Annotated in this window: 21 protein-coding genes, 2 tRNA genes, 1 other RNA gene and 1 pseudogene; 15 read left to right on the plus strand and 10 right to left on the minus strand. The window is 75.4% G+C overall.

Going from position 1 to position 20476, the window contains the following annotated elements:
- Positions 1–158 precede the first annotated feature (158 nt).
- Complete coding sequence (locus ACFQH9_RS25800; RefSeq protein WP_379569870.1) at positions 159–1133, plus strand: LCP family protein; 975 nt, start codon at positions 159–161, stop codon at positions 1131–1133.
- Positions 1134–1184: 51 nt separating this feature from the next.
- Here the strand turns inward: ACFQH9_RS25800 and ku are convergent, their stop codons facing one another.
- Positions 1185–2147: a non-homologous end joining protein Ku gene (ku, locus tag ACFQH9_RS25805; RefSeq protein ID WP_379569872.1), complete on the minus strand. Its 963-nt coding sequence runs from the start codon at positions 2145–2147 to the stop codon at positions 1185–1187.
- 73 nt (positions 2148–2220) lie between these two features.
- Between ku and ligD the strand changes: the two genes are divergently transcribed.
- The 4 genes from ligD (at position 2221) to ACFQH9_RS25825 (ending at position 4413) form a co-directional block, all read left to right on the plus strand.
- Entirely contained in the window at positions 2221–3135 is a 915-nt protein-coding gene (gene ligD / locus ACFQH9_RS25810; RefSeq protein ID WP_379569977.1) for a non-homologous end-joining DNA ligase, read from the plus strand.
- 38 nt (positions 3136–3173) lie between these two features.
- Complete coding sequence (locus ACFQH9_RS25815) at positions 3174–3317, plus strand: hypothetical protein (protein ID WP_379569874.1); 144 nt, start codon at positions 3174–3176, stop codon at positions 3315–3317.
- Between the two features lie 62 nt (positions 3318–3379).
- Entirely contained in the window at positions 3380–3988 is a 609-nt protein-coding gene (locus ACFQH9_RS25820) for a putative glycolipid-binding domain-containing protein (RefSeq protein WP_379569876.1), read from the plus strand.
- A gap of 35 nt (positions 3989–4023) precedes the next feature.
- Positions 4024–4413 (plus strand): VOC family protein, encoded by a 390-nt coding sequence (locus ACFQH9_RS25825; RefSeq protein WP_379569878.1) that lies wholly within the window; start codon positions 4024–4026, stop codon positions 4411–4413.
- A 27-nt stretch (positions 4414–4440) separates the two neighbouring features.
- On the opposite strand, the gene ACFQH9_RS25830 is transcribed toward ACFQH9_RS25825, so the two are convergent.
- The 3 genes from ACFQH9_RS25830 to ACFQH9_RS25840 are packed head-to-tail and all read right to left on the minus strand — an operon-like array spanning position 4441 to position 7963.
- Positions 4441–5382, minus strand: a complete 942-nt coding sequence (locus tag ACFQH9_RS25830) for a prephenate dehydrogenase (RefSeq protein WP_379569880.1) — start codon at positions 5380–5382, stop codon at positions 4441–4443.
- A 40-nt stretch (positions 5383–5422) separates the two neighbouring features.
- Complete coding sequence (locus tag ACFQH9_RS25835; protein ID WP_379569882.1) at positions 5423–6736, minus strand: amidase; 1314 nt, start codon at positions 6734–6736, stop codon at positions 5423–5425.
- 21 nt (positions 6737–6757) lie between these two features.
- Complete coding sequence (locus tag ACFQH9_RS25840) at positions 6758–7963, minus strand: M20 metallopeptidase family protein (protein WP_379569884.1); 1206 nt, start codon at positions 7961–7963, stop codon at positions 6758–6760.
- A gap of 78 nt (positions 7964–8041) precedes the next feature.
- Between ACFQH9_RS25840 and ACFQH9_RS25845 the strand changes: the two genes are divergently transcribed.
- From ACFQH9_RS25845 to ACFQH9_RS25860, 4 genes are all read left to right on the plus strand, one after another.
- Entirely contained in the window at positions 8042–8560 is a 519-nt protein-coding gene (locus ACFQH9_RS25845) for a tRNA adenosine deaminase-associated protein (RefSeq protein ID WP_379569886.1), read from the plus strand.
- Between the two features lie 80 nt (positions 8561–8640).
- Positions 8641–9108, plus strand: a complete 468-nt coding sequence (locus ACFQH9_RS25850; protein WP_379569888.1) for a nucleoside deaminase — start codon at positions 8641–8643, stop codon at positions 9106–9108.
- A gap of 79 nt (positions 9109–9187) precedes the next feature.
- Positions 9188–9275: transfer RNA gene (locus tag ACFQH9_RS25855), tRNA-Ser, on the plus strand.
- A gap of 87 nt (positions 9276–9362) precedes the next feature.
- The gene (locus tag ACFQH9_RS25860; RefSeq protein WP_379569890.1) at positions 9363–10346 is read left to right on the plus strand and encodes an ornithine cyclodeaminase family protein; all 984 of its coding nucleotides are present in this window, start codon (positions 9363–9365) and stop codon (positions 10344–10346) included.
- Positions 10347–10404: 58 nt separating this feature from the next.
- Here the strand turns inward: ACFQH9_RS25860 and ACFQH9_RS25865 are convergent.
- A tRNA-Ser gene (locus tag ACFQH9_RS25865) sits at positions 10405–10492 on the minus strand.
- Between the two features lie 73 nt (positions 10493–10565).
- Between ACFQH9_RS25865 and ffs the strand changes: the two genes are divergently transcribed.
- An RNA gene (gene ffs, locus ACFQH9_RS25870) (signal recognition particle sRNA small type) lies at positions 10566–10662 on the plus strand.
- 46 nt (positions 10663–10708) lie between these two features.
- Positions 10709–12277: pseudogene (locus ACFQH9_RS32210) on the plus strand (DNA polymerase III subunit gamma and tau); the annotation flags it as partial.
- A 1580-nt stretch (positions 12278–13857) separates the two neighbouring features.
- Here ACFQH9_RS32210 and ACFQH9_RS25880 read toward each other — a convergent pair.
- On the minus strand, positions 13858–15573 hold the full coding sequence (locus tag ACFQH9_RS25880) for a S9 family peptidase (protein ID WP_379569894.1): 1716 nt from the start codon (positions 15571–15573) through the stop codon (positions 13858–13860).
- A gap of 21 nt (positions 15574–15594) precedes the next feature.
- On the minus strand, positions 15595–16389 hold the full coding sequence (locus tag ACFQH9_RS25885) for an N-acetylmuramoyl-L-alanine amidase (protein ID WP_379569896.1): 795 nt from the start codon (positions 16387–16389) through the stop codon (positions 15595–15597).
- Positions 16390–16459: 70 nt separating this feature from the next.
- Here ACFQH9_RS25885 and ACFQH9_RS25890 point away from each other — a divergent pair, with 70 nt between their 5' ends.
- Together ACFQH9_RS25890 and recR are read left to right on the plus strand one after the other, a co-directional pair.
- Positions 16460–16804 carry a YbaB/EbfC family nucleoid-associated protein gene (locus tag ACFQH9_RS25890; protein ID WP_345383196.1) on the plus strand — a complete coding sequence of 115 codons (345 nt, stop codon included), beginning with the start codon at positions 16460–16462 and terminating at the stop codon, positions 16802–16804.
- Position 16805: 1 nt separating this feature from the next.
- Positions 16806–17426: a recombination mediator RecR gene (gene recR, locus ACFQH9_RS25895; protein ID WP_345383142.1), complete on the plus strand. Its 621-nt coding sequence runs from the start codon at positions 16806–16808 to the stop codon at positions 17424–17426.
- Here the strand turns inward: recR and ACFQH9_RS25900 are convergent.
- The 3 genes from ACFQH9_RS25900 to ACFQH9_RS25910 all read right to left on the minus strand — a co-directional run bounded on the left by ACFQH9_RS25900 (position 17423) and on the right by ACFQH9_RS25910 (position 18946).
- Complete coding sequence (locus ACFQH9_RS25900) at positions 17423–18238, minus strand: alpha/beta fold hydrolase (RefSeq protein ID WP_379569899.1); 816 nt, start codon at positions 18236–18238, stop codon at positions 17423–17425. The genes recR and ACFQH9_RS25900 overlap by 4 nt on opposite strands.
- A 57-nt stretch (positions 18239–18295) precedes the next feature.
- A complete protein-coding gene (locus tag ACFQH9_RS25905) occupies positions 18296–18595 on the minus strand; it encodes a hypothetical protein (protein ID WP_379569901.1) in 300 nt (99 codons plus the stop codon).
- A gap of 156 nt (positions 18596–18751) precedes the next feature.
- Positions 18752–18946 (minus strand): hypothetical protein, encoded by a 195-nt coding sequence (locus ACFQH9_RS25910; protein ID WP_379569903.1) that lies wholly within the window; start codon positions 18944–18946, stop codon positions 18752–18754.
- A gap of 396 nt (positions 18947–19342) precedes the next feature.
- Between ACFQH9_RS25910 and ACFQH9_RS25915 the strand changes: the two genes are divergently transcribed.
- A complete protein-coding gene (locus ACFQH9_RS25915) occupies positions 19343–20224 on the plus strand; it encodes a helix-turn-helix domain-containing protein (protein ID WP_379569905.1) in 882 nt (293 codons plus the stop codon).
- A gap of 11 nt (positions 20225–20235) precedes the next feature.
- On the plus strand, positions 20236–20421 hold the full coding sequence (locus ACFQH9_RS25920) for a DUF397 domain-containing protein (RefSeq protein ID WP_379569907.1): 186 nt from the start codon (positions 20236–20238) through the stop codon (positions 20419–20421).
- The last annotated feature ends 55 nt before the right edge of the window (positions 20422–20476 follow it).

Genomic DNA, 20476 nt, shown 5'->3' on the forward strand with positions numbered 1-20476 from the left:
CCCAGCCGCAGCGCCGCCCCGGGCCGCCGCCCCAGGGCCGTCCGATGCCGCCGCCCGGCGGGCGGCCGACGGGCCCGCCCCCGCGGCAGGGCCCGCCGCCGCCGAACACGCGGGTGATGCCGTCGTCGGCGCCCGCGCGGGAGACGTACCGGGCGCCGGTGCGCACCCGGCCGCCGAAGCAGCCCCGGACGCACCGGCCCGGCCGCTGGGGCCGGCGCGTCAAGATCGCCCTCGCGCTGGTCCTCATCGCCCTGATCGGCTGGGGTGTCTACCTCGACCAGAACCTCAACCGGGTCGCCGCGCTGCCCGCGGACGGCACCGCGGAGTCGTCCGGCACGAACTGGCTCATCGTCGGCTCGGACAGCCGGGCCGACCTCTCCGCCGAGGACGAGGAGCGGCTCGGCACCGGCGACGCCGCCGGCCAGCGCACGGACACGATCATGCTGCTGCACTCCGGCAGCTCGGGATCGGTGCTGGTCAGCCTCCCGCGCGACTCCTACGTCCCGATCCCGGGGCACGGCTCCAACAAGCTCAACGCCGCCTACGCCTTCGGCGGCGCGCCGTTGCTGATCAGCTCGGTCGAGGCCGCCACCGGCCTGCACATCGACCACTACGCGGAGATCGGGTTCGGCGGGTTCGTCGACGCCGTCGACGCGGTGGGCGGTGTGGACCTGTGCGTCCCGAAGGCGATCAAGGACCCGAAGGCGGCGCTGGACATCAAGGCCGGCTGCCAGGAGCTCGACGGGCAGACCGCGCTCGGGTACGTCCGCACGCGGGCGACGGCGGGCTCGGACTTCGACCGCGTCCAGCGGCAGCGCGAGTTCCTGTCCGCCCTGATCGCGAAGGCCACGAGCGTGGGCACGCTGGTCAACCCCTTCCGGGTGGTCCCGCTCGCCGACGCCATGACCGGCCTGCTCACCGTCGACGACAACGACCACATCTGGAACGTCGCCCAGCTGGGCCTCGCGATGCGCGGGGTGACCAACGGCGGCATCGCGACGACCGCGCCGGTCGGCAGCACCCCGACGATCGGCGGGCAGTCGGTCGTCCGGTGGGACAAGACCCGGGCGGGCGCGCTGTTCGGCTCGCTGCAGAAGGACCAGACCCCGGCGCAGAGCTCGCTCGGCCCCTGACACCCCGATGGGTGGCGACAGCCGCCGGTGCGGCTCTCGCCACCCACGGGGTCAGGCGGTGCGGCGCTTGCGGGTCGCGGGCTTCTTCTCGGCCTCGTCCTTGTCCTCGTCGGCCTTCTTGCGGCGGGTGCTCGCCCTGGCCGGGGCCTTGCGGGCGCGGGCCGGCTTCTCCTCCGGCTCCTCGGTCTCCTGCGGCTGCGCGCCGGCCCTGGTCGCGGCCTTCTTGCCGGACGAGCCGCGCGCGGCCTCGACGCTGGCCTGCAGCGCCGAGAGCAGGTCGGTCATCGAGTCGCCCTCGTCCTCGCGCTTCTGCTCGACCGGGGCGGGCTTGGTGTCGCCGTGCTCCTTCTTCGACTCGATCAGCTCGACGACGGCGTCGCGGTACTCGTCGTGGAACTCCGTCGGGTCGAAGTCCGCGCCCATGCTCTCGATCAGCGACGCGGCCATCTGCCGCTCCTGCGGCCGCAGCTCGATGTCCTGCTCGAGGATGTCGAAGTCCGGCTCGCGCACCTCGTCCGGCCACAGCATCGTCTGCAGCACGATCGTCTTGTCCCGCACCCGCAGCAGCGCCAGGCTCTCCCGCTGCCGCAGCGCGAACCGCACGATCGCCATCCGGTCCGTCTCGGCCAGCGCCTCGCGCAGCAGCGCGTAGGGCTTCGCGGCCTTGGTCTCCGGTTCGAGGTAGTAGCTCTTGTCGAACAGCAGCGGGTCGATCTGGTCCGCCGGCACGAACTCGACCACGTCGATCTCGTGCCCGCTGGCCACCGGGAGCGAGTCGAGGTCCGCCTCGTCGAGCGTGATGAGCTCGCCGTCCTCGGTCTCGTAGCCCTTGACGATGTCCGCGTACTCCACGACCTCGCCGCACACCGTGCAGGTCCGCTTGTACCGGATGCGGCCGCCGTCGGCGCCGTGCACCTGGTGGAAGCGGATGTCGTGGTTGGTCGTGGCCGAGTACAGCTTGATCGGCACGCTGACCAGTCCGAAGGACACCGCGCCGCTCCACATCGCGCGCATCGAGGCCCGTCCCTTCCGCACCGGTTGCCGTCCGTGACGGCCCGTCGGGTGACAGCATGACGGTGTGCAGCCCATGCTCGCCACTCCCGGACCGCTCCCGACGGGGCCGGAATGGGTCTACGAGGTGAAGTGGGACGGCATGCGGCTGCTCGCGGAGGTCACCGACGGTGAGCTCCGCCTGGTCACGCGGTCGGGCCAGGACGTCACCGCGACCTTCCCGGAGCTGTCCGGGCTGACCGCGATCGCCCCCGACCTCGTGCTCGACGGCGAGGTGGTCCTGCTGGAGGAGGGCGTCCCGAGCTTCGCCGCGCTGGCCGACCGGGTGCACCGGCCGGTGACGCGCACCCGTGCCCTGGCCCGGCCCGTCACGTTCATGGTGTTCGACGTCCTGCGGCTCTACGGCGTCCCGCTGCTCGAACGTCCGCTGCACGAGCGCCGGGCCACCCTCGAGCGGCTGACCACCGCCTCGGTCCCGACCCTGCAGCTCTCCCCGCTCTACACGGACGGCCGGGCGCTGTTCGAGGCGACGGGGCGGCGGGGGATGGAGGGCATCCTCGCCAAGCGCCGGGAGTCCGAGTACCGGCCGGGCCGGCGCAGCCCCGCGTGGGTGAAGGTGACCCATCGGCACACCCAGACGTGTCTCGTCGGCGGGTGGCGGCCCGAGCGGTCGGGCACGCGGATCGCGGCCCTGCTGCTCGGGGTGCCCGACGGCGGCGACCTGGTCTACGCGGGCCGGGTCGGCGTGGCGCTCGCCGGGGCGGCGGTGCAACGCGTGCTCGGTGAACTGGTCCCGGAGCTGGAGGCGGACGCCTCGCCCTTCCGCGGGCGGCCCCCGCGGGCCGAGGCCGCGGGGGCGCACTGGTGCGAGCCGGTCGTCGCCGTGGAGGTGGCCCACCACGGCTGGACCTCCGACGGGCGGCTGCGCCAGCCGGTGTTCCGCGGGGTCCGGGCCGACGTCGATCCCGCCGACGTGCGGCGGGAGGGCTGATGCGACACGTCTGGAAACCCGCGCCACGGAGGTGTTGGATGACGCGGACGGCGATGCTCGAGAAGGGGGCACCCACCGTGGAGACGAACGAACCGGCGGGCCGGGCACCGGCCGGCGTCGAGGGGCGGCCGAGGTCCCGGGTCGCGCCGACCGGCGACCGCGCGCAGCCGCCCTCCCTGTAGATCACCTGCTCGCCGACGGGCGCCCCGCGAGGCGTCCGTCCCCGCTCCCTACGGTGGTGTCGATGACGACAATGCTCACCTGGCAGGCCGACGGCCGCCCGGGCCTCGAGGGCACCCGCGTGCACTTCGGCCCCGGTCCCGCCGGGTTCCGCGCCCACGGCCGGATCGTCCGGCCGGACCCGGAGGGCGACTTCACGGCGTCGTACAGCCTGGCCGTCCGCGAGGACGGCACGCTCGGGCGGCTCTCGCTCAGCGCCGCGACGACCGGGTTCGAGAGGCACCTCACGATCAACCGCACCGAGGACGGCTTCTGGCTCTTCGACGACGGGTCGGGCAGCGCACGCCGGGACTACGACGGCGCCGACGTGGGCCTGGCCTTCAGTCCGCTGTTCAACGCCCTGCCGATCCGCAGGCTGAACGCGCACCGCGAGCGCGTCGACGCCGAGCTCCCGATGGTGTTCGTGTCGCTGCCGCACCTCGAGGTCAGCACCACGACGCAGCGCTACCGGACCGTCCGGCCGGCCGAGGGGAACTCGCCGGCGGTGGTCGAGTTCTCCTGGTCCGGGACCCGGGCCGAGCTGGAGGTCGACGCGGACGGGTTCGTGATCTCCTACCCCGGGCTCGCGGCGCTCGTGTCGAACGAGCGGGCGGAGCCGGCCCCGCAGAGCTGACCGGTCCCGTCGGTGGGCGGCGCTAGTCTCCGTCCATGCTGGACCACCTGGCGCTGCAGTGCGCGGACGTCGAGGCCGCGGTCGCCTTCTACCTGCGCGTGTTCGGGCCCGCCGGGCTGCGCGAGGCCATGCGGTTCACCCACGACGAGGGGCTCGTCGTCGGGCTCGCGGGCCCGGAGGGCAAGCCCGAGCTCTGGCTGGGCCCGCTGCTCGAGGGCGGGGAGAACCGGCCGGTGCACCTCGCGCTGGCCGCGCCCTCACGCGAGGGTGTCGACGCGGTGCACGAGGCCGCGCGGGAGGCGGGCGCCGAGGTGCTGCACGCGCCGCGGGTCTGGCCGGAGTACCACCCGGGGTACTACGCCGTGTTCCTCCGCGACCCGGACGGGAACAACGTCGAGGCCGTGCACCACACCTGGGAGCGCTGAGGGCGGCGCCGGGCCCTCGCGGTGCGGCTACTTCCAGCCGCCGACGACCTCGCCGCGGCGGCCGAGCTCGCGCAGCTCGGCGAGGGCGCCGGGGTCGTCGAGCGAGACGTCCAGGGCCAGCGGCTCGCGGGTCGAGGCCCAGCGCTGCCGGGCGAGGTAGCCGGCCTCCACGGTGGCCTTGAGCCCGCCGGTGGAGGCCAGCGCACCACGCATGGCGCCGAGCCGGCCCAGGGCCTCGTCGACGGCGGCGAGCAGCGCCGACCGGTTGCCCTCGCACATGGCCAGGGTCAGCTCCGGGCGGGTGCCGGCGACCCGCGTGCCGTCGGCGAAGGAGCTCGCGGAGAGGGCGAGGGCCAGGTCGTCGTCGGGCTCCCCGGCGCCGACGGTCGCCAGCACGGCGGCGAACAGGTGCGGGAGGTGGGAGATCCGGGCGACGGCGAGGTCGTGCTCGTCGGCGGCCGCCGGCACCACCCGGGACCCGCAGGCCCAGGCCAGCTCGGCGACGTCCCGCCACACGTCGAGGTCCGCGCCGTCGTCGGCGACCACCACCCAGGCGGCCCCGCGGAACAGCGCCCCGTCGCCCGCGGCCCAGCCCGACTCGGCGGTGCCGGCCATCGGGTGCCCGCCCACGTACCGGGCGCGCGGCGCGAAGGTGACGACGGCGTCGGCCACGGCGACCTTGACGCTCACGGCGTCGGTCAGCCGCACGGTCGGCGCCACCGCGTCGACCCGCTTCAGCACGCCCTCGACCGCGGGCAGCGGGACCGCGACCACCACCAGCGCGTCGGCCTCGCCGGCGCGGCGGAGGGCGGCGTCGAGATCAGTGGTCACGTCGAAGCCGTCCGCGCGGGCGGCCTCGGCGGTGCCGTCGGACGCGGCGACGCCCCAGCACTCCCGGCCCGCCGCCGTCGCCGCCCGCAGCAGCGACCCGCCGATCAGCCCGGTCCCCACCACGCAGAGCGCTCGCATGGGCGAGCAGGCTAGCCGACCCCTGGGGCCGTACCCGCGGTCAGTCCCGCTCCAGCGTCCCGGCCACCCGAAGGATGCCCCGCTCCTCGAGCCGGACCCCGGTGATCTGCACGCCGCCGGGCAGCTCGCCCGGTGGGACCGGCGCGGGGACCGACACCGAGGGCCACTTCGTGAGGTTGAACGGGCTGGTCAGCGCGAGCATCGCCGAGCGCACCGACACGCCGTCGACCGTGCGCTCGCCGATCGGCGTCGCGCGCAGCCGGGTCGTGGCGCTGACCAGCACGTCCATGTCCGCGACGGCGGCACGGAACTCCGCGCTCAGCCGCTTGCGGGTCCGCTGCGCCGCCACGTACGCGTGCGCCGGCCGGTCCGCGACCATCTCCAGCCGCTCGACGGTCTCCGGCTGGTAGTCCGCCCGCCGGGTGGCCAGCCAGTCCCGGTGCGTCGCGTAGGCCTCGGCCCCGACGATCTCGGCGTACGACGCGGCCAGCTCCCCGACGAACGGCGTCCGGATCTCGATGATCTCCGCGCCCGCCTTCTCCAGCAGGCGCAGGGACTCGCGCACGGCCTCGGCCAGCACCGGGTCGGCGGCCTGCCAGTAGTCGTCGACCAGCACGCCGACGTGCGCGCCGCGGATCCCGGGCGGTTGGATGCCGCCGCCGGTGCCGTCCGGCCGCGACAGGACGTCCCACGCGACGGAGGCAGAGTGCGTGTCCGCGGCCAGGATCCCCACGGTGTCCAGGGTCTCGGCCAGCGGGAACACGCCGTCGGCCGCGAGGGTCCCGTACTCCGGCTTCAGCCCGACCACCCCGCACAACGCCGCCGGCGTCCGCACGCTCGCCCCGGTGTCGGTGCCGAGCGCGAGCGGCAGGTGCCCGGCCGCGACCACCGCGGCCGAGCCGGACGACGAGCCGCCGGTGATCCGCGTGGGGTCGTGCGGGTTGCGGGCGGGGCCGGTGGCCGAGACGTCGCCGGTCGGGCCGTAGGCGAACTCGTGCGTGCTCAGCTTCCCGACGATCACCGCGCCCGCCTCGCGCAGCCGGGCCACGACCGCGCCCTCGGTGGTCGCGGCGGGGGCGTCGGCCAGCACCGCCGAGCCCGCCCGGGTGGGCAGCCCGACGACGTCGAACAGGTCCTTCACCCCGACCGCCACGCCGTGCAGCGGGCCGCGCCACTCGTGCCGGGCCAGCTCGGCGGCGCGCTCCTCGGCGGTGGCCAGCGCCCGCTCGGCGTCGAGGGTGACGACGGCGTTGTGCCGGTCGGCGGCGAGCCGCTCCAGGACGTCGCGGACGTGCTCCACGGGCGAGAGCTCGCCGGAGCGCAGGGCGAGGGAGAGATCGCGCAGGCTGGTCACGGGACCCAGCCTGCCACTCGCTCAGAGCAGGGCCAGTGCGGCGTAGAGCGCCGCCCCGGCGGGCAGCACCGACTCGTCGAACCGCACCCGGTTGGAGTGGTTGGGCGGGGTGTCGTGCGGCGAGGCGCCGGGCGGGCAGGCGCCGAGGAACGCGAGCGCGCCGGGCACCCGTTCCAGCACGTAGGCGAAGTCCTCGGCGCCCATGATCGGCGTGGGGAGGGTGCCGACGCGGGCGTCGCCGAGCAGCCGGCGCGCGACCTCGGACAACCGGGTGGTGGCGGCCGGGTCGTTGACGGTCACCGGGTAGCCGGGTTCGATCGCGACCCGCGCGGTGCAGTCGTGCGCGAGCGCGGTGTGCGTGCAGACCCGCTCGATCTCCGCGCGCACCGCCCGGCGCACGCTCTCGGACATCGTCCGCAGCGTGCCCTCGAGCTCCGCGGTCTCCGGGATGACGTTGTCGGTGGTCCCGGCGCTGATCCGGCTCACGGTCAGCACCGTGGGGTCGTGCGTGTCCACCTTCCGGGTGATCATCGTCTGCAGGGCGCCGACCATCGCCGCGGCCGCCGGGACGGGGTCGACGGCGTGGTGCGGGGCCGAGGCGTGTCCGCCGCGGCCGGTCACCGTGACCCGCACGACGTCCGCCGCCGCCATGATCGGGCCCGGGCGGGTGTGCACCTCGCCGCTGGGCATGGTGGCGCTGACGTGCAGGGCGTAGGCGGCGTCGGGCCGGCCGCCGGGGCCGCGGCGCTCCAGCAGCTCCTCCTCGATCATGTGCCGGGCGCCGTGGAAACCCTCCTCGCCCGGCTGGAACATCAGCACGACCCGGCCGGCGAGCTGGTCGCGCCGCCCGCACAGCAGCCGCGCCGCCGCGGCCAGCATCGCGACGTGCAGGTCGTGGCCGCAGGCGTGCATCACGCCGTCGACCTCGGAGCGGAAGGGGACGGCGACGTCCTCGTGCAGCGGCAGCGCGTCCATGTCCGCGCGCAGCAGCACGGTGCGCCCGGGCCGGGCGCCCTCGAGCACCCCGACGACCGAGCTGAGCCCGCGGCCGAGGTGCAGGCGCAGCGGGAGATCGGCCAGGTCGGCGAGCAGGGCGTCCCGCGTGTGCGGCAGGTCGAGGCCCACCTCCGGCCGCCGGTGCAGGGCCCGGCGCAGCGTGACCGCGCGGGGCTGGAGGGACCGGGCGGCGCCCAGCAGGGTGGCGGGGGCGGTCGCGAGGTCGGGCACGTGCCGATCCTGGCACCGCCACGACGTCCACCCGAATTGTGGTTTGTGACACAGCCGGATCGCGCCTACCGTGAGCGTATGCCGGTGCAGACGGTGGAGGCGCCCACGGAGGCACGTGGTTCCTCGCTGCCCGGGTTCGCGGTCGCCGCGATCCGGGAGGAGGGACGGTGGCGGTGCGTGCGCCTGGATCCCGACGCCCTGGTCGATCTCGACGCGGCGATCACCGAGCTGCGCGGGCTGCGGTCCACCGGTGCGGTCGTCGGGCTGCTCGACGTCGACGACGAGTTCTTCGTCCTCCTGCGGCCGGTACCGGGCGGGGTGTCCCTGATGGTGTCCGACGCGGCGGCGGCGCTGGACTACGACGTCGCGGCGGACGTGCTCGACCTGCTGCGGGTGGAGCTGCCGCCGGACGAGGACGCGCTCGACGACGACCCCTGGCCCGAGGGCGACCTCGCCATCCTCGCCGACCTCGGGCTGCCGCCCGAGGAGCTGAACGTGCTGGCCGGCGACTTCGAGCTGTACCCGGACGAGCAGCTGGCCGTGATCGGCCGCCGCTGCGGCTTCGGCGAGGAGCTGGCCAAGCTCGTGGGCAGCTGAGCGGAGCTCGCGGAGCGGACACCGGCAGCTGAGCGGAGCTCGCGGAGCGGACACCGGTGCTGACCGGGCAGGATGGCCGGGTGCTGCCCGCCCCGGCCGACGACGTGCTGCTCGGCCGCGCCCTCGAGGTCGCGGCCGGTGCCCTGCGGACCGGCGACGTGCCGATCGGCGCCGTGGTCGTCGACGCGGCGGGGCGTGAGCTGGCGGCCGCCGCGAACGCCCGGGAGGCCCTGGGCGACCCCACCGCGCACGCCGAGATCCTCGCGCTGCGCGAGGCCGCCCGGGTCCGCGGCGAGTGGCGGCTCGAGGGCTGCACGCTGGCCGTGACCGTCGAGCCCTGCACGATGTGCGCCGGCGCGGTGGGGCTCGCCCGGGTGGCGCGGCTGGTGTTCGGGGCCTGGGAGCCGAAGACCGGCGCGGCCGGCTCGCTGTGGGACGTCCTGCGCGACCGCCGGCTCACGCACCGTCCCGAGGTGGTCGGCGGGGTGCGGGCCGCCGAGGCCGCGGCGCTCCTGGAGGCGTTCTTCGCGGGGCACCGGGGGACCTGAAACCGCGCCGGACCCGGAGTGCGGCGACCGCGAGGACCCGGTGAGGGCCCGCGGTCGCCGCACTTGTAACCTTGTCGGCGGTAGCGTGTCCGAGCGGCCGAAGGAGCGCGCCTCGAAAGCGCGTGAGGTTCACGCCTCCGTGGGTTCAAATCCCACCGCTACCGCCAGACCCGCCGGGCGGGCCCGCGAGGGCCCCCCGGCGTTCGTCGTCCCGGGCCGTTGACGGCAGGGCGCGGCCTCAGGACCATCGAGCGATGCGCCTGCTCGACGGAACCGCCGTCCGGGCCCTGCTCGACCCGGACGCGCTGGTCGAGGCGGTCGCCACGGCCCTGGTCGACCTGAGTACCGGCCGGGCGTGCGTCCCGCCGCGGGTCGCCGCGCAGGTCGGCGAGATCGGGCTGCTGGCCGCCATGCCCGCCTACAGCCAGACGCTCGACGTCGTCGCCGCCAAGCTGCTGACCGTCTACCCGGGCAACGCGGCGGTGGACCGGCCCACGCACCAGGCCGTCATCGCCGTGTTCGCGCCGGAGGACGGCACCCTGCGCGCCCTCATGGACGGCGACCAGGTCACCGCGGACCGCACCGCCGCGGCGTCGGCCCTCTCGGTGCGGGCCCTCGCCCGCCCCGACGCCCGGGTCCTGGCCGTCCTCGGCACGGGCCCGCAGGCGCAGGCCCACGCCCGCTACGTCGCGCGGGTGCAGCCGTTCGAGGAGATCCGCATCGGCGGTCGGGACCCCCACAAGGTCGCCGCCCTGGTCGACGACCTCGCCGGGCACGGACTCGCGGCGCGGGGCTGCGCGATCGACGAGGCGCTGCGGGACGCGGACGTCGTCTGCGCCGCCACCAGCACCCTCCGGCCCCTCGTGGGGGTGGACGGGCTGCCGGACGGCGCGCACGTCGTCTCCGTCGGCTACGTCCCGGAGGGACGCGAGGTGGACGCGGCGCTGCTGACCCGGGCACAGCTCGTCGTCGAGCACCGGGCGACGACCCTCGCGCCGTTCCCGGTCGGCTCGAACGACCTCGCCGAGCTCGTCGAGCGGGGGAAGATCCATCCCGACGTCGTCGTCGAGCTGGGGGAGGTCCTCTGCGGCCTCCGGCCCGGGCGGGCCTGGGAGGACCAGCCGACCGTCTACAAGTCGGTGGGGGTGGGGGTGCTCGACGCGGCGGCCGCTGCCGTGGTCCTGGCCGCGGCGGAGCGGAAGGGCGTGGGCCACGAGCCGGCGCCGGAGGGACCCTGAGGCCGGAGGAGCCCCGAGAACGCCGAACGCCGGGCATCGCCCGGCGCTCGTGCGGTGGTGGCGGAGGATAGGGGATTCGAACCCCTGAGGGATTGCTCCCAACACGCTTTCCAAGCGTGCGCCCTAGGCCACTAGGCGAATCCTCCGGCGGGAACGATACGCGACCCGATTTCCGACCCCCGCCCCGGGACCCTCCCCGGGGCATGTGGCTACACTCGGCACCGGACCCCGCGCGGCGTCCATCCTGTGAACTCCCCCAGGGCCGGAAGGCAGCAAGGGTCAGCGGGCTCTGGCGGGTGCGCGGGGTCCCCTTCGTTCTCCCCCTCCCGGAGTTGTCGGGGGTGGTGGGTAGCCTCGATCGCGTGGCGCTGGCTCTCTACCGGAAGTACCGCCCGGCGAAGTTCGCCGAGGTGGTGGGGCAGGAGCACGTCACCGAACCCCTGGGAACGGCGCTCTCGGCCGGCCGGATCAACCACGCCTACCTGTTCTCCGGCCCGCGGGGCTGCGGGAAGACGTCGTCGGCGCGGATCCTGGCCCGCTCGCTCAACTGCGTGCAGGGCCCGACGCCGGACCCGTGCGGCGTCTGCGCGTCGTGCATCGCGCTCGCGCCCGAGGGCCCGGGGAACATCGACGTCGTCGAGCTCGACGCCGCGTCGCACGGCGGTGTGGACGACGCGCGCGAGCTCCGCGACCGCGCCTTCTACGCACCGGCCGAGTCGCGGTACCGGGTGTTCATCGTCGACGAGGCGCACATGGTCACCACGCAGGGCTTCAACGCCCTGCTCAAGATCGTCGAGGAGCCGCCGGAGCACCTCGTCTTCGTCTTCGCGACCACCGAGCCGGACAAGGTGCTGCCCACCATCCGGTCCCGCACGCACCACTACCCCTTCCGGCTGATCCCGCCCGGCACGCTCCGCGCCCTGCTCGAGCGGATCTGCGCGGAGGAGGGCGTGCGCGTCGAGCCGGCGGTGTACCCGCTGGTGATCCGCGCGGGCGGCGGCTCGGCGCGGGACACGCTCTCGGTGCTCGACCAGCTGCTCGCCGGCGCCGGCTCCGAGGGCGTCACGTACGAGCGCGCGATGGCGCTGCTCGGCGTCACGGACGTCGCCCTGATCGACGACGTGGTCGACGCCCTGGGGGCGGCCGACGGGGCCGCGGTCTACCAGGCCGTGGACCGGCTGGTCGAGGCCGGCCACGACCCGCGCCGCTTCGCGTCGGACCTGCTCCAGCGGCTCCGGGACCTCATGCTGCTGCAGGCCGTGCCGGAGGCCGCCGAGCAGGGCCTGGTCGAGGCGGCGGACGACGAGCTGTCCCGCATGATCGCGCAGGCCGCCCGGCTGGGCCCGGCCACGTTGACCCGCTACGGCGAGATCGTGCACGCGGGGCTCACCGAGATGCGTGGGGCCACCGCGCCGCGCCTGCTGCTCGAGCTGCTGTGCGCGCGGATGCTGCTGCCCGCGGCCACGACGTCGGACGCGGGCCTGCTCGAGCGGCTGGAGCGGGTCGAGCGGCGCCAGGCGATCGCGCGCGAGCCGGGTGGGGAGTCCGGTGGCGCTCCGGCCGGGGCCCCCGCCGTCGAGGCGGCCCCGCGGTTCGTCCGGCCGTCGCAGCGGGGGAAGGCGGGGGCCGCTCCTGCAGCGGAGGTGGATGGGAGCCGGGGGCCGTCGGCGGGAGGCGGCGCGAGCTCCGCCGACCCGGACGGCGCTCCGGCGCGCGCGGAGGCCGAGGAGAGTTCGCCCTCCACCGGCGGCCCGGCCGCCGAGGGTGCCCCCGAGGTGAGCGCTGCACCGGGTGCCGGCCGCGGTGCGGCGGTCCCCGGCCCTGAGGCGCCTTATGAGGGCGTTGTCGTCGGCGACGCGTCTGCCCGCAGTGGCGCTGCTCGCTCCGACGACGCCCCCGACGGCGCCTCCGGTGGCGGCGCTTCGGGCGCCGGTGCGTCTGCCCGCGGTGGCTCTTCCGGTGGAGACGACGCTGCTGACAGTGGCAGCGCTTCCGGCAGTGGCGATGCTTCCGGCAGCGGCGACACTTTCGGCAGCGGCGGCGCTGCGGCCCTCGAGGGTGCATCGGGTCGTGGCGAGGCTCTCGAGGGCGGCGTCGCCGGGCGCGGAACCGCGGCGGCCCGTGAGGACGTCTCTGCCCGCGGCGATGCCTCGGGAGCGGGCGCACCCGAGCGCGGAGCTGCGATCGCACGGGGTGGAGGAACCGGCCGCGGCGTCGCTGCGGCGCCCGGCGAAGGCCCGGCTGCGTCTGTCGAACGCGGCGAGGGTCCTGGCCGGGACGACGAGCCCGACCGCGAGGGCCCCGGTGGCGAGACTGCTGGTCGCGGTACCTCCGACGGTGAGGCCGCCGATCGCAGAACTGCGGCTGGTGAGGGTGCTGGTCGCGACGCCGTCCGCGGCGAGGCCGTCGGTCGCGGAACTTCCGGTCGCGGCGCTGCCGGGAGCGAGGCCGCTGGTCGCGAGGGTGCTCGTCGCGGGACGTCCGGCCGCGGGGCTGCCGGCGGCGAGGCCGTTGATCGCGAGGGTGCTCGTCGCGAGCCCGCCGGCGGCGAGGCCGCGGACCGCGGCGATCAGCCGGGGCGCGGCGAGGCGCCGGTCCGGGCCGATGCGCCTCCGCATCCGGCGACCTCGAGCCGTCCGGCCGCCGCGACGGAGCCCACGAGGGAGGCCGCCGCTCCGGCTGCGGCCGAGGCCGCGCCGGCGGGTCACGGTCTCGACGCGAGCGCCGTCCGGCGTGTGTGGTCCGAGATCCTGGCCGCGGCGCGCCAGCGCAGCCGCAGCACGGAGGCGCTGCTGGTCAACGCGACGGTCCGCGCCGTGCAGGAGGACACGCTCGTCCTCAGCATCGCGTCGCCGCCCCTGGCCCGGCGGCTCTCGGAGCAGCGGAACACGGACGTGATCGTCGCCGCGCTGCACCACGTGCTCGGGGTGCAGTGGCGCGTGCGCTGCGAGACGGGCGACGGAGGCGGTCCCGCTCAGCCGCCGCCCCGTCAGACGTCGCAGCGGCCCGCACCGCAGCGTCCGTCGCGGCGGGAGGCGCCGGAGCCCCCCGCCGAGAACCGGCCGAGCCGCCCGGAACCGGCGCGGCAGGAGCGCCCCGAGCCGCGGCGCCCGGCACCGTCTCGCCCGGAGCGTCCCCGCGGAGGCGGTACCGACGACGGCATCCCGCTCCCGCCCGAGCCGCCCGCCGACGACCCGCCGCCGGACGACGAGGAAGCGATGTTCGCCGAGGCCGACGCCTCGCGCGCGGAGCGGAGCGTGCGACGCGACCCCGAAGAGGTCGCCATCGAGCTGCTCTCCTCGGAGCTCGGCGCCCGCGCCTTCGACCAGCGCTGACCCGCGCCGCTCACCCACGAGAGCGAGCCGGTGCAGCTCCGCACCGAGGACTACGGGAGCTTCGAGTATCCGCCCACCCGCCGGACGATGAGCCGCCGCACAACACGATCACCACGAATGTGACAGGAGCGCGGTTCGTGGAGCCCGCAGCGTGTCGCTCGGATTGATCACCGCTCTCACAACCTGGCCAGCAGCTCCAGCCCCCGCGCACAGGCGGTGATCTTGTTCTGCCGCTTGTCGGGGCCGTGGCCCTCGTCGGCGAAGACCAGCAGCTCCGCGCCCGTGGCCTCGGCGATCTGTCGGGCCTCCGAGACCGGCACCCGGGGGTCGTTCTCCCCGTGCACCACCAGCAGCGGCGCACGGATCTCGGAGGCTCGGGTCAGGGGGGAGGCGGCGGCGAGGAACGCGGGGTCGTCGCCGTACTCCCGCGCCCGGTACGCCCGCCGGTGCGGCGCGGTGTGCTCCAGGAAGGTGACCAGGCTGGACATGCCCGCGATGTCCACCCCTGCCGCCCACCGCCCCGGCTGGAACGCCAGGCCGAGGAGCACCAGGTAGCCGCCGTAGGAGCGGCCCCACAGCGCGGCGCGGGCGGGGTCGCAGCCGAGGCGCGGCAGGGCGTCGTGCAGCGCGGCGAGATCGAACAGGACGTCGAGACGCCGCTCCCGGTCGTCGGCGGAGTACCAGCGCTTCCCGAACCCGGTGGATCCGCGGACGTTGGGCACCAGGACGGTGTGCCCGGCGGCGACGAGCAGTTGCACCACCGGGTCGAAGCTGCGCACCGCCTGGCTCTCCGGCCCGCCGTGCAGCACGACCACCGCCGACCCGTCCGGCTCGGCCGGCCGGTACACCGCGCACGGCACCTGCTCGCCGTCCGAGGTCGGGACCCGCACGTCCACGGGGTGCACGAACGGGGGCCCCTCCCACGCCGCGACGGTGCCGGTCAGGGGTGTGGCCTGCCCCGAGACCAGGTCGAGCAGGACGACGTCGCCGGGCGTGTCCGGCGCGGTGAAGGACAGCGCCGCGTACCGCCCGGACGGGGAGAAGACCGGCGGCGTCCGGGTGACGACCCCGTCGACCGGCAGCGCGACGGTCGACCGCGGCTCCCCGGTGGTGGCGTCGTGCAGCCGGATCGTGTCGACCCCCTCGGCCGACCGCACCACCAGCAGCGTGCGGCCGTCCGGGCTGAGCAGGCCGAGGAGGTCGGCGTCGTCCTCGGCGGCGAGCCACGCCTCCTCGAGCAGCGCGACGCCGATCCGGTCCCGGCCCGCGTCCGTGCTCACGACCACGCGGTCGCCGGCGAACTGCGGCCGCAGGAACCGGGCGCCCTCGGCGAGCACGTGCACGCGCTCGCCCTCGATCTCCGGCATCGTGTCGACGACCAGCAGCCGGTCGGTCAGCGCCGCCTCGCCCGGCACGGTCACCAGGAGTCGGCGCCCCTCGGCGTCGGCCGCGACCTCGCCGATCGGCCCGCACCCGGTCAGCACGGTCTCCTCGGCCCCGGTGTCGACGCCGTGGATCACCACGTCGAACCCGACGTCGTCCGCCCGGTTGGTCGCGTACACCACCCGCCCCGGCAGCACGGTGAGCAGCACGTCGACGTGCTCGGGGTCCTCGACCAGGGGCGCGAGCTCGCCGGAGCCGAGATCGAGCACGCTCAGCTGGGGCCGTTCGTCGCCGCCCCGGTCGTGCTCGACGACGACCCGCCGCGCGCCCGGGACGTACCGCCCGCGGCAGGGGCCGTCGAACCCGGTGAGCGGGGTGGCGGCGCCGTCCGGGGCGAGCTCGACGAGTTGGACGGAGCCGGAGGCGTCGCCGCCGGCGAGGACCCGGCCGGCGTCGTCGACGTCGAAGGCCCGCCAGGAGGGGAGCGCGAAGAGCTGTTCGGCGTGCACCGCGGCGACCTTACGAAAGGATCAGGCCGGCAGCCCGGCGAGGAACGTGCGGATCCCCGCGGCGATCGCGGCCGCGTAGCGCTCCCGGCCCTCGGGCGCCGAGACCACGGCGGCCTCCTCGGCGTTGCGCATGTTCGCGCACTCCACCAGTGCCGCGGGCACCGTCGCGAGGTTCAGCCCGCCCAGGTCGGAGCGCGGCGCGAGACCGTCCCGGCCGGTGTAGTCGCTGGTCGGGAAGCCGCCGGCACGCAGGGCGTCCCGCAGGTCGCCGGCGAGGTCGACCGCGGGGCCGGACTGCGCCGCGTTGAGCGGGGGCGCGGAGTAGGCGACGTGGAAGCCGTGCCCGGAGGCCGCGGCGCCGTCGGCGTGCAGCGAGACCACCAGGTCGGCGCCGGCCTCCTGGCCCGCCCTCCCGCGCTCGTCGACGCAGGGCCCCACACCGTCGTCGGAGGACCGGGTGAGCACGACGGCGACGCCGGCGGCCTCGAGGTGCGTGCGGACGCGCCCGGCCAGGTCCCAGGTGAAGGCGTGCTCGGGGTAGCCGGCGTCGGTGGAGGTGCCGGTGGTGTTGCAGGCCTTGGTGCCGCCGCGGCCGTCCGGGACCTGCCGCGTGACCTCGGCGCGGGCGGACCCGTTGCCGCCGTTGTGCCCCGGGTCGAGGACCACGGTCCGCGCCGGCGCGGGGGCGGGCGACGCGGCCACGCTGCTGGTCGGGACCGCGACCGGGGGTGCGGGCGCCGCGGGCCCGGCCCCCGTGCAGGCGACCAGCAGGAGCAGGGCCGGCGTCAGGACGAGGGCGCGACGCGGGGCGGACACGCCGGACAGCGTGTCACGGCTACCCTGGGTCGCGAGCCCGCACACGCGGGCGAAGACCTCGAGGAGTGTTCTGGTGCAACCGGGTGGTCAGCCGGACATGTCGATGATCCTGCAGCAGGCGCAGAAGATGCAGGAACAGCTCATGACGGCGCAGCAGGAGCTCGCGGAGACCGAGGTGACCGGTCAGGCGGGCAACGGGCTCGTGCGGGTCACCCAGACGGCGGCGGGCGAGGTCCGCAGCGTCGAGATCGACCCGAAGATCGTGGACCCCGAGGACGTCGAGACCCTGCAGGACCTGCTGGTCGGCGCCATCCAGGACGCCGCGCGCGCCGCGCAGGAGCTGCAGGCGGAGAAGATGGGCCCGCTGACCGGCGGCCTGGGCGACCTCGGCGGATTCGGCCTCCCCGGCGTCTGACGTGTTCGAGGGACCGGTCCAGGACCTGATCGACGAGCTGGGCCGCCTGCCCGGCGTCGGTCCGAAGAGCGCGCAGCGCATCGCGTTCCACCTGCTCGCCGCCGACGCCGCGGACGTCACCCGGCTGCAGGAGGTCCTGCAGAAGGTCAAGCAGGGCGTGCAGTTCTGCGAGGTGTGCGGCAACGTCTCGGAGAAGGAGCGCTGCCGCTTCTGTTCCGACGCGCGCCGCGACCCGACCGTCGTGTGCGTGGTCGAGGAGCCCAAGGACGTCCTCGCGGTCGAGCGCACCCGCGAGTTCAAGGGCCGCTACCACGTGCTCGGCGGCGCGCTCGACCCGCTCGGCGGCATCGGGCCGGAGTCCCTGCGCATCCGCGAGCTGCTCGCCCGGCTGGGCGGGACCGGCCCGGCGACCGACGAGGGCGAGATCGGCGAGGTCATCATCGCCACCGACCCGAACACCGAGGGCGAGGCGACGGCGACCTACCTGGTCCGGTTGCTCAAGGACTTCCCGGGGCTGAGCGTCACGCGGCTGGCCTCGGGCCTGCCGATGGGCGGCGACCTGGAGTTCGCGGACGAGATGACCCTCGGCCGCGCCCTCGCCGGTCGCCGCGCCCTCTCCTAACCCGCGAGCACCTTCGTCAGCACCTCGGCGAACTCCGCCGGGGCGCCGAGGAAGCCGCCGTGGTCGCCCGGGAAGAAGGTCGGCGCCACCAAGAGCCGCTCGGCGAGGGCCGTCGAGGTCGGGTGCGTCAGCAGGTGCCCCGAGGCCTCGCCGATCCCGACGACGATCCGGGTCGGCGCCGCCCGCAACGCCTCGACCTCCGGCACGTACCGGGTGGTGACCAGCAGGTCGTGGGCCAGGAACCGGGCCGCGTCGCGCATGTCCTGCTCGGACGGCGGCGGGCCGGGCGGCGGCCCGGCCGGCGCGCCCTCGTCACCGCCCGTGAAGCCCGCGTTGGCCATGAACCTGGCGAACGCCGGGCCGGGGCCCTGCGCGTGGAAGGTCGCGACGACGTCCTCGGTGGCGGCCCGCCGGGCCTCGCGGTCCGGGAGCAGCTCGAGCAGCGGCGGCTCGTGGGCGACGAGGGTCCGCAGCCGCTCGGGGTGCCGGGCGACGAGCGCGAGCCCGGTGATCGCCCCGCCGCTGGAGCCGAAGAGGTCCGCGGTGCCCGCGCCGAGGTCGTCGAGGATCGCGACGACGTCGTCCGCGCGCTGCTCCACCGGGACGTCGACCTGCGGGTCCTCCAGTGGGCTGTTCGCGATCCCGCGGGGATCCGTGGTGACGACGGTGTGGTGCCCGGCGAGGGCCTCGGCGAGCGGTGCGAAGTGCGCCGCCGACATGGGCGATCCCACGACGACCAGCACCGGGCCGGAGCCGCGGACCTCGTAGTGCAGGCGGGCGCCGGGGACGTCGAGCGTGTGGACTGCGGTCACGGGTTCCTCCTGGGCTTTCGGGGCCGGCAGGGGAGTGACCGCGGGCGGGGCGAGAACTCATCGGTGCGGAGAACGGAGAGGCCCGACGCCGCGCGACGCGAGGCCGGGCCGTGGTCCCGCCGCTCGGTCCGGCGGGGCCGAGTGCAGCTCGGCCCGCCTCCGGAGCAGCTCGCAGGACCGGCAGCCGGTGACCTCGGCCAATGAGACGATCTCCTGCTCGCGGATCCAGAGATCCCACTCGAGGCCCCGCAGCCGCTCCCGCTCCTTGTCGACCTCCTCGCGCGCCGCGCCGACGCCGACGGCGACGCTGAGGCCGATCAGGGCGGCGAGCCCGACGGCCACGACGATCGGAAACACGGGTCCTCCTCCCGACCTGTCGAGTTGGGGGCAACGGCCCTGTCCGCGGTGCGGTGGAGCCGGTGTGCGCAGGAACCCCCCGGCACTGCGCAGCCGAGAACCGATCGGCGGATCCCCCCTCGTCCGAGGGCCCCGGACGTGGGGACCGAGTGGTTCTCACTCGTCGTCGTCGCCCCAGGAGTCGGACGGCCGGCCCCCGAGGGTTGCCTGGCGGTTCTCCCAGTTGCGACGGCGTTCGGCGGCGATCCTCCGCCATGCGCGGGACCGAGCGGCGTCGAGGACGCCGACGACCACGCCGAGGACGGCCAGGACACCCAACCCGACCAGGACGACGGCAAGGGGGCCGATCACGGTGACCACCGCCCGGACCGACGGCGGGCGACCTTGCGGGACGGGGATCCGGCACGCGTGCGAACGGCTCGGACAGAGATCATCGGAACTGCACCTTCCACTCGGGTTCCTCCCCGGCGGGCGCCGGGAGTCGTGGGTTCCCCGGGAGCGGGGACGCCCGCGCGGGGACGGCGGCGGCGGGCGCGAGGGGCGGGGCGCGAGCCGGTGGTGGCGAGCACGGGCGCCCTCCTTCCCACGGGGACCCCGAGTGGAGGTGACGCGAACCACTCCGGGTCCAGCTGTGCTTAGATTGCCGCAGGACAGCCCACTGTGCAATTGCACGGAGGGCGCCGCGGGCGAATCACCTGCTCGGAGCATCCGGTCGGCTCCGCACGGTGAACCGGGACGGTGGGGGAGATGGCACCAGCTCAGGGACCGGCGGGACCGCGGCGGCGGCTCGGCGCCGAGCTGCGCCGGCTGCGGCTCAACGCGGACATGACGCTCGACGAGGTCGCCGAGCGCATGACGTGCTCGACGTCGAAGATCAGCCGGCTCGAGACGGGCAAGGGCATCCCCAAGCTGCCCGACGTCAACGAGCTGATCCGGATCTACGGCGTGGCCTCCGACGCCGAGCAGGACATGCTGCGCCGGCTGGTCCGCGAAGGGCGCACGCAGGGATGGTGGGAGCCGTACGTCGAGGGCGTGCCCCCGGAGCGCTTCGTGCTCGACTCGCCCGGGCGCTACCCGGCCCTCGAGACCGAGGCGGTGGTGGTGCGGCCGTTCACCACGACCTTCCTGCACGGGCTGCTGCAGACGCGGGAGTACGCCACGCTGCTGATGACCGAGATGCTGCCGCACCACGGCACGGCGGAGATCGAGCGGCTCGTGGAGATCAGGATGCAGCGGCAGCGCGCCCTGCTGCGCGAGGAGGAGCCGTTGCGGCTCGCCGCGGTCCTGGACGAGGCGCTGCTGAACCGGCAGGTCGGGGACCGCGAGGTCATGGAGCGCCAGCTCCGGGTCCTCGTCGAGCTGGGTGAGCGGGACAACGTCGACCTCCGCGTGCTCCCGTTCGAGGCCGGCCTGCACCGCGCCCTCGCCGGGCCCTTCACCGTGCTCGAGCTGCGGGACCGGCTGGCCGACGTCGTCTACATCGAGGGTGCCGCGGGAGACTCCTACCTGGACTCGCCGGCCGACGTGAAGCTCTACAAGGAGATTCACGCCGACGTGTCCGCGCGTGCCGCCGACCCTGCGGCCTCCCGCGACCTCGTGCTCCGCTATCTTCGCCGCCACACGGGATGAAGGGGCGGGCGTTGACCGAGTTCAGGACCAGCAGTTTCTGCAGTCTCGGCGACTGTGTCGAGATCGGACGGTCGGCGTCGGGCGAGTTCCTGCTGCGGGACAGCAAGTCCCGCGAGGGCGAGCCGCTCGTGTTCACCCGCGAGGAGTGGGCGGCGTTCGTGGCGGGCGTGAAGGCGGGCGAGTTCGACCCGTCCTGAGAGGACCGTTCACAGCGGAACGCCCCACCCGGTCGGCGGAGGTCGGCCGACGGAG

Origin of the sequence: Pseudonocardia lutea, from assembly GCF_042658055.1 — a bacterium.
Classification (GTDB): domain Bacteria; phylum Actinomycetota; class Actinomycetes; order Mycobacteriales; family Pseudonocardiaceae; genus Pseudonocardia; species Pseudonocardia lutea.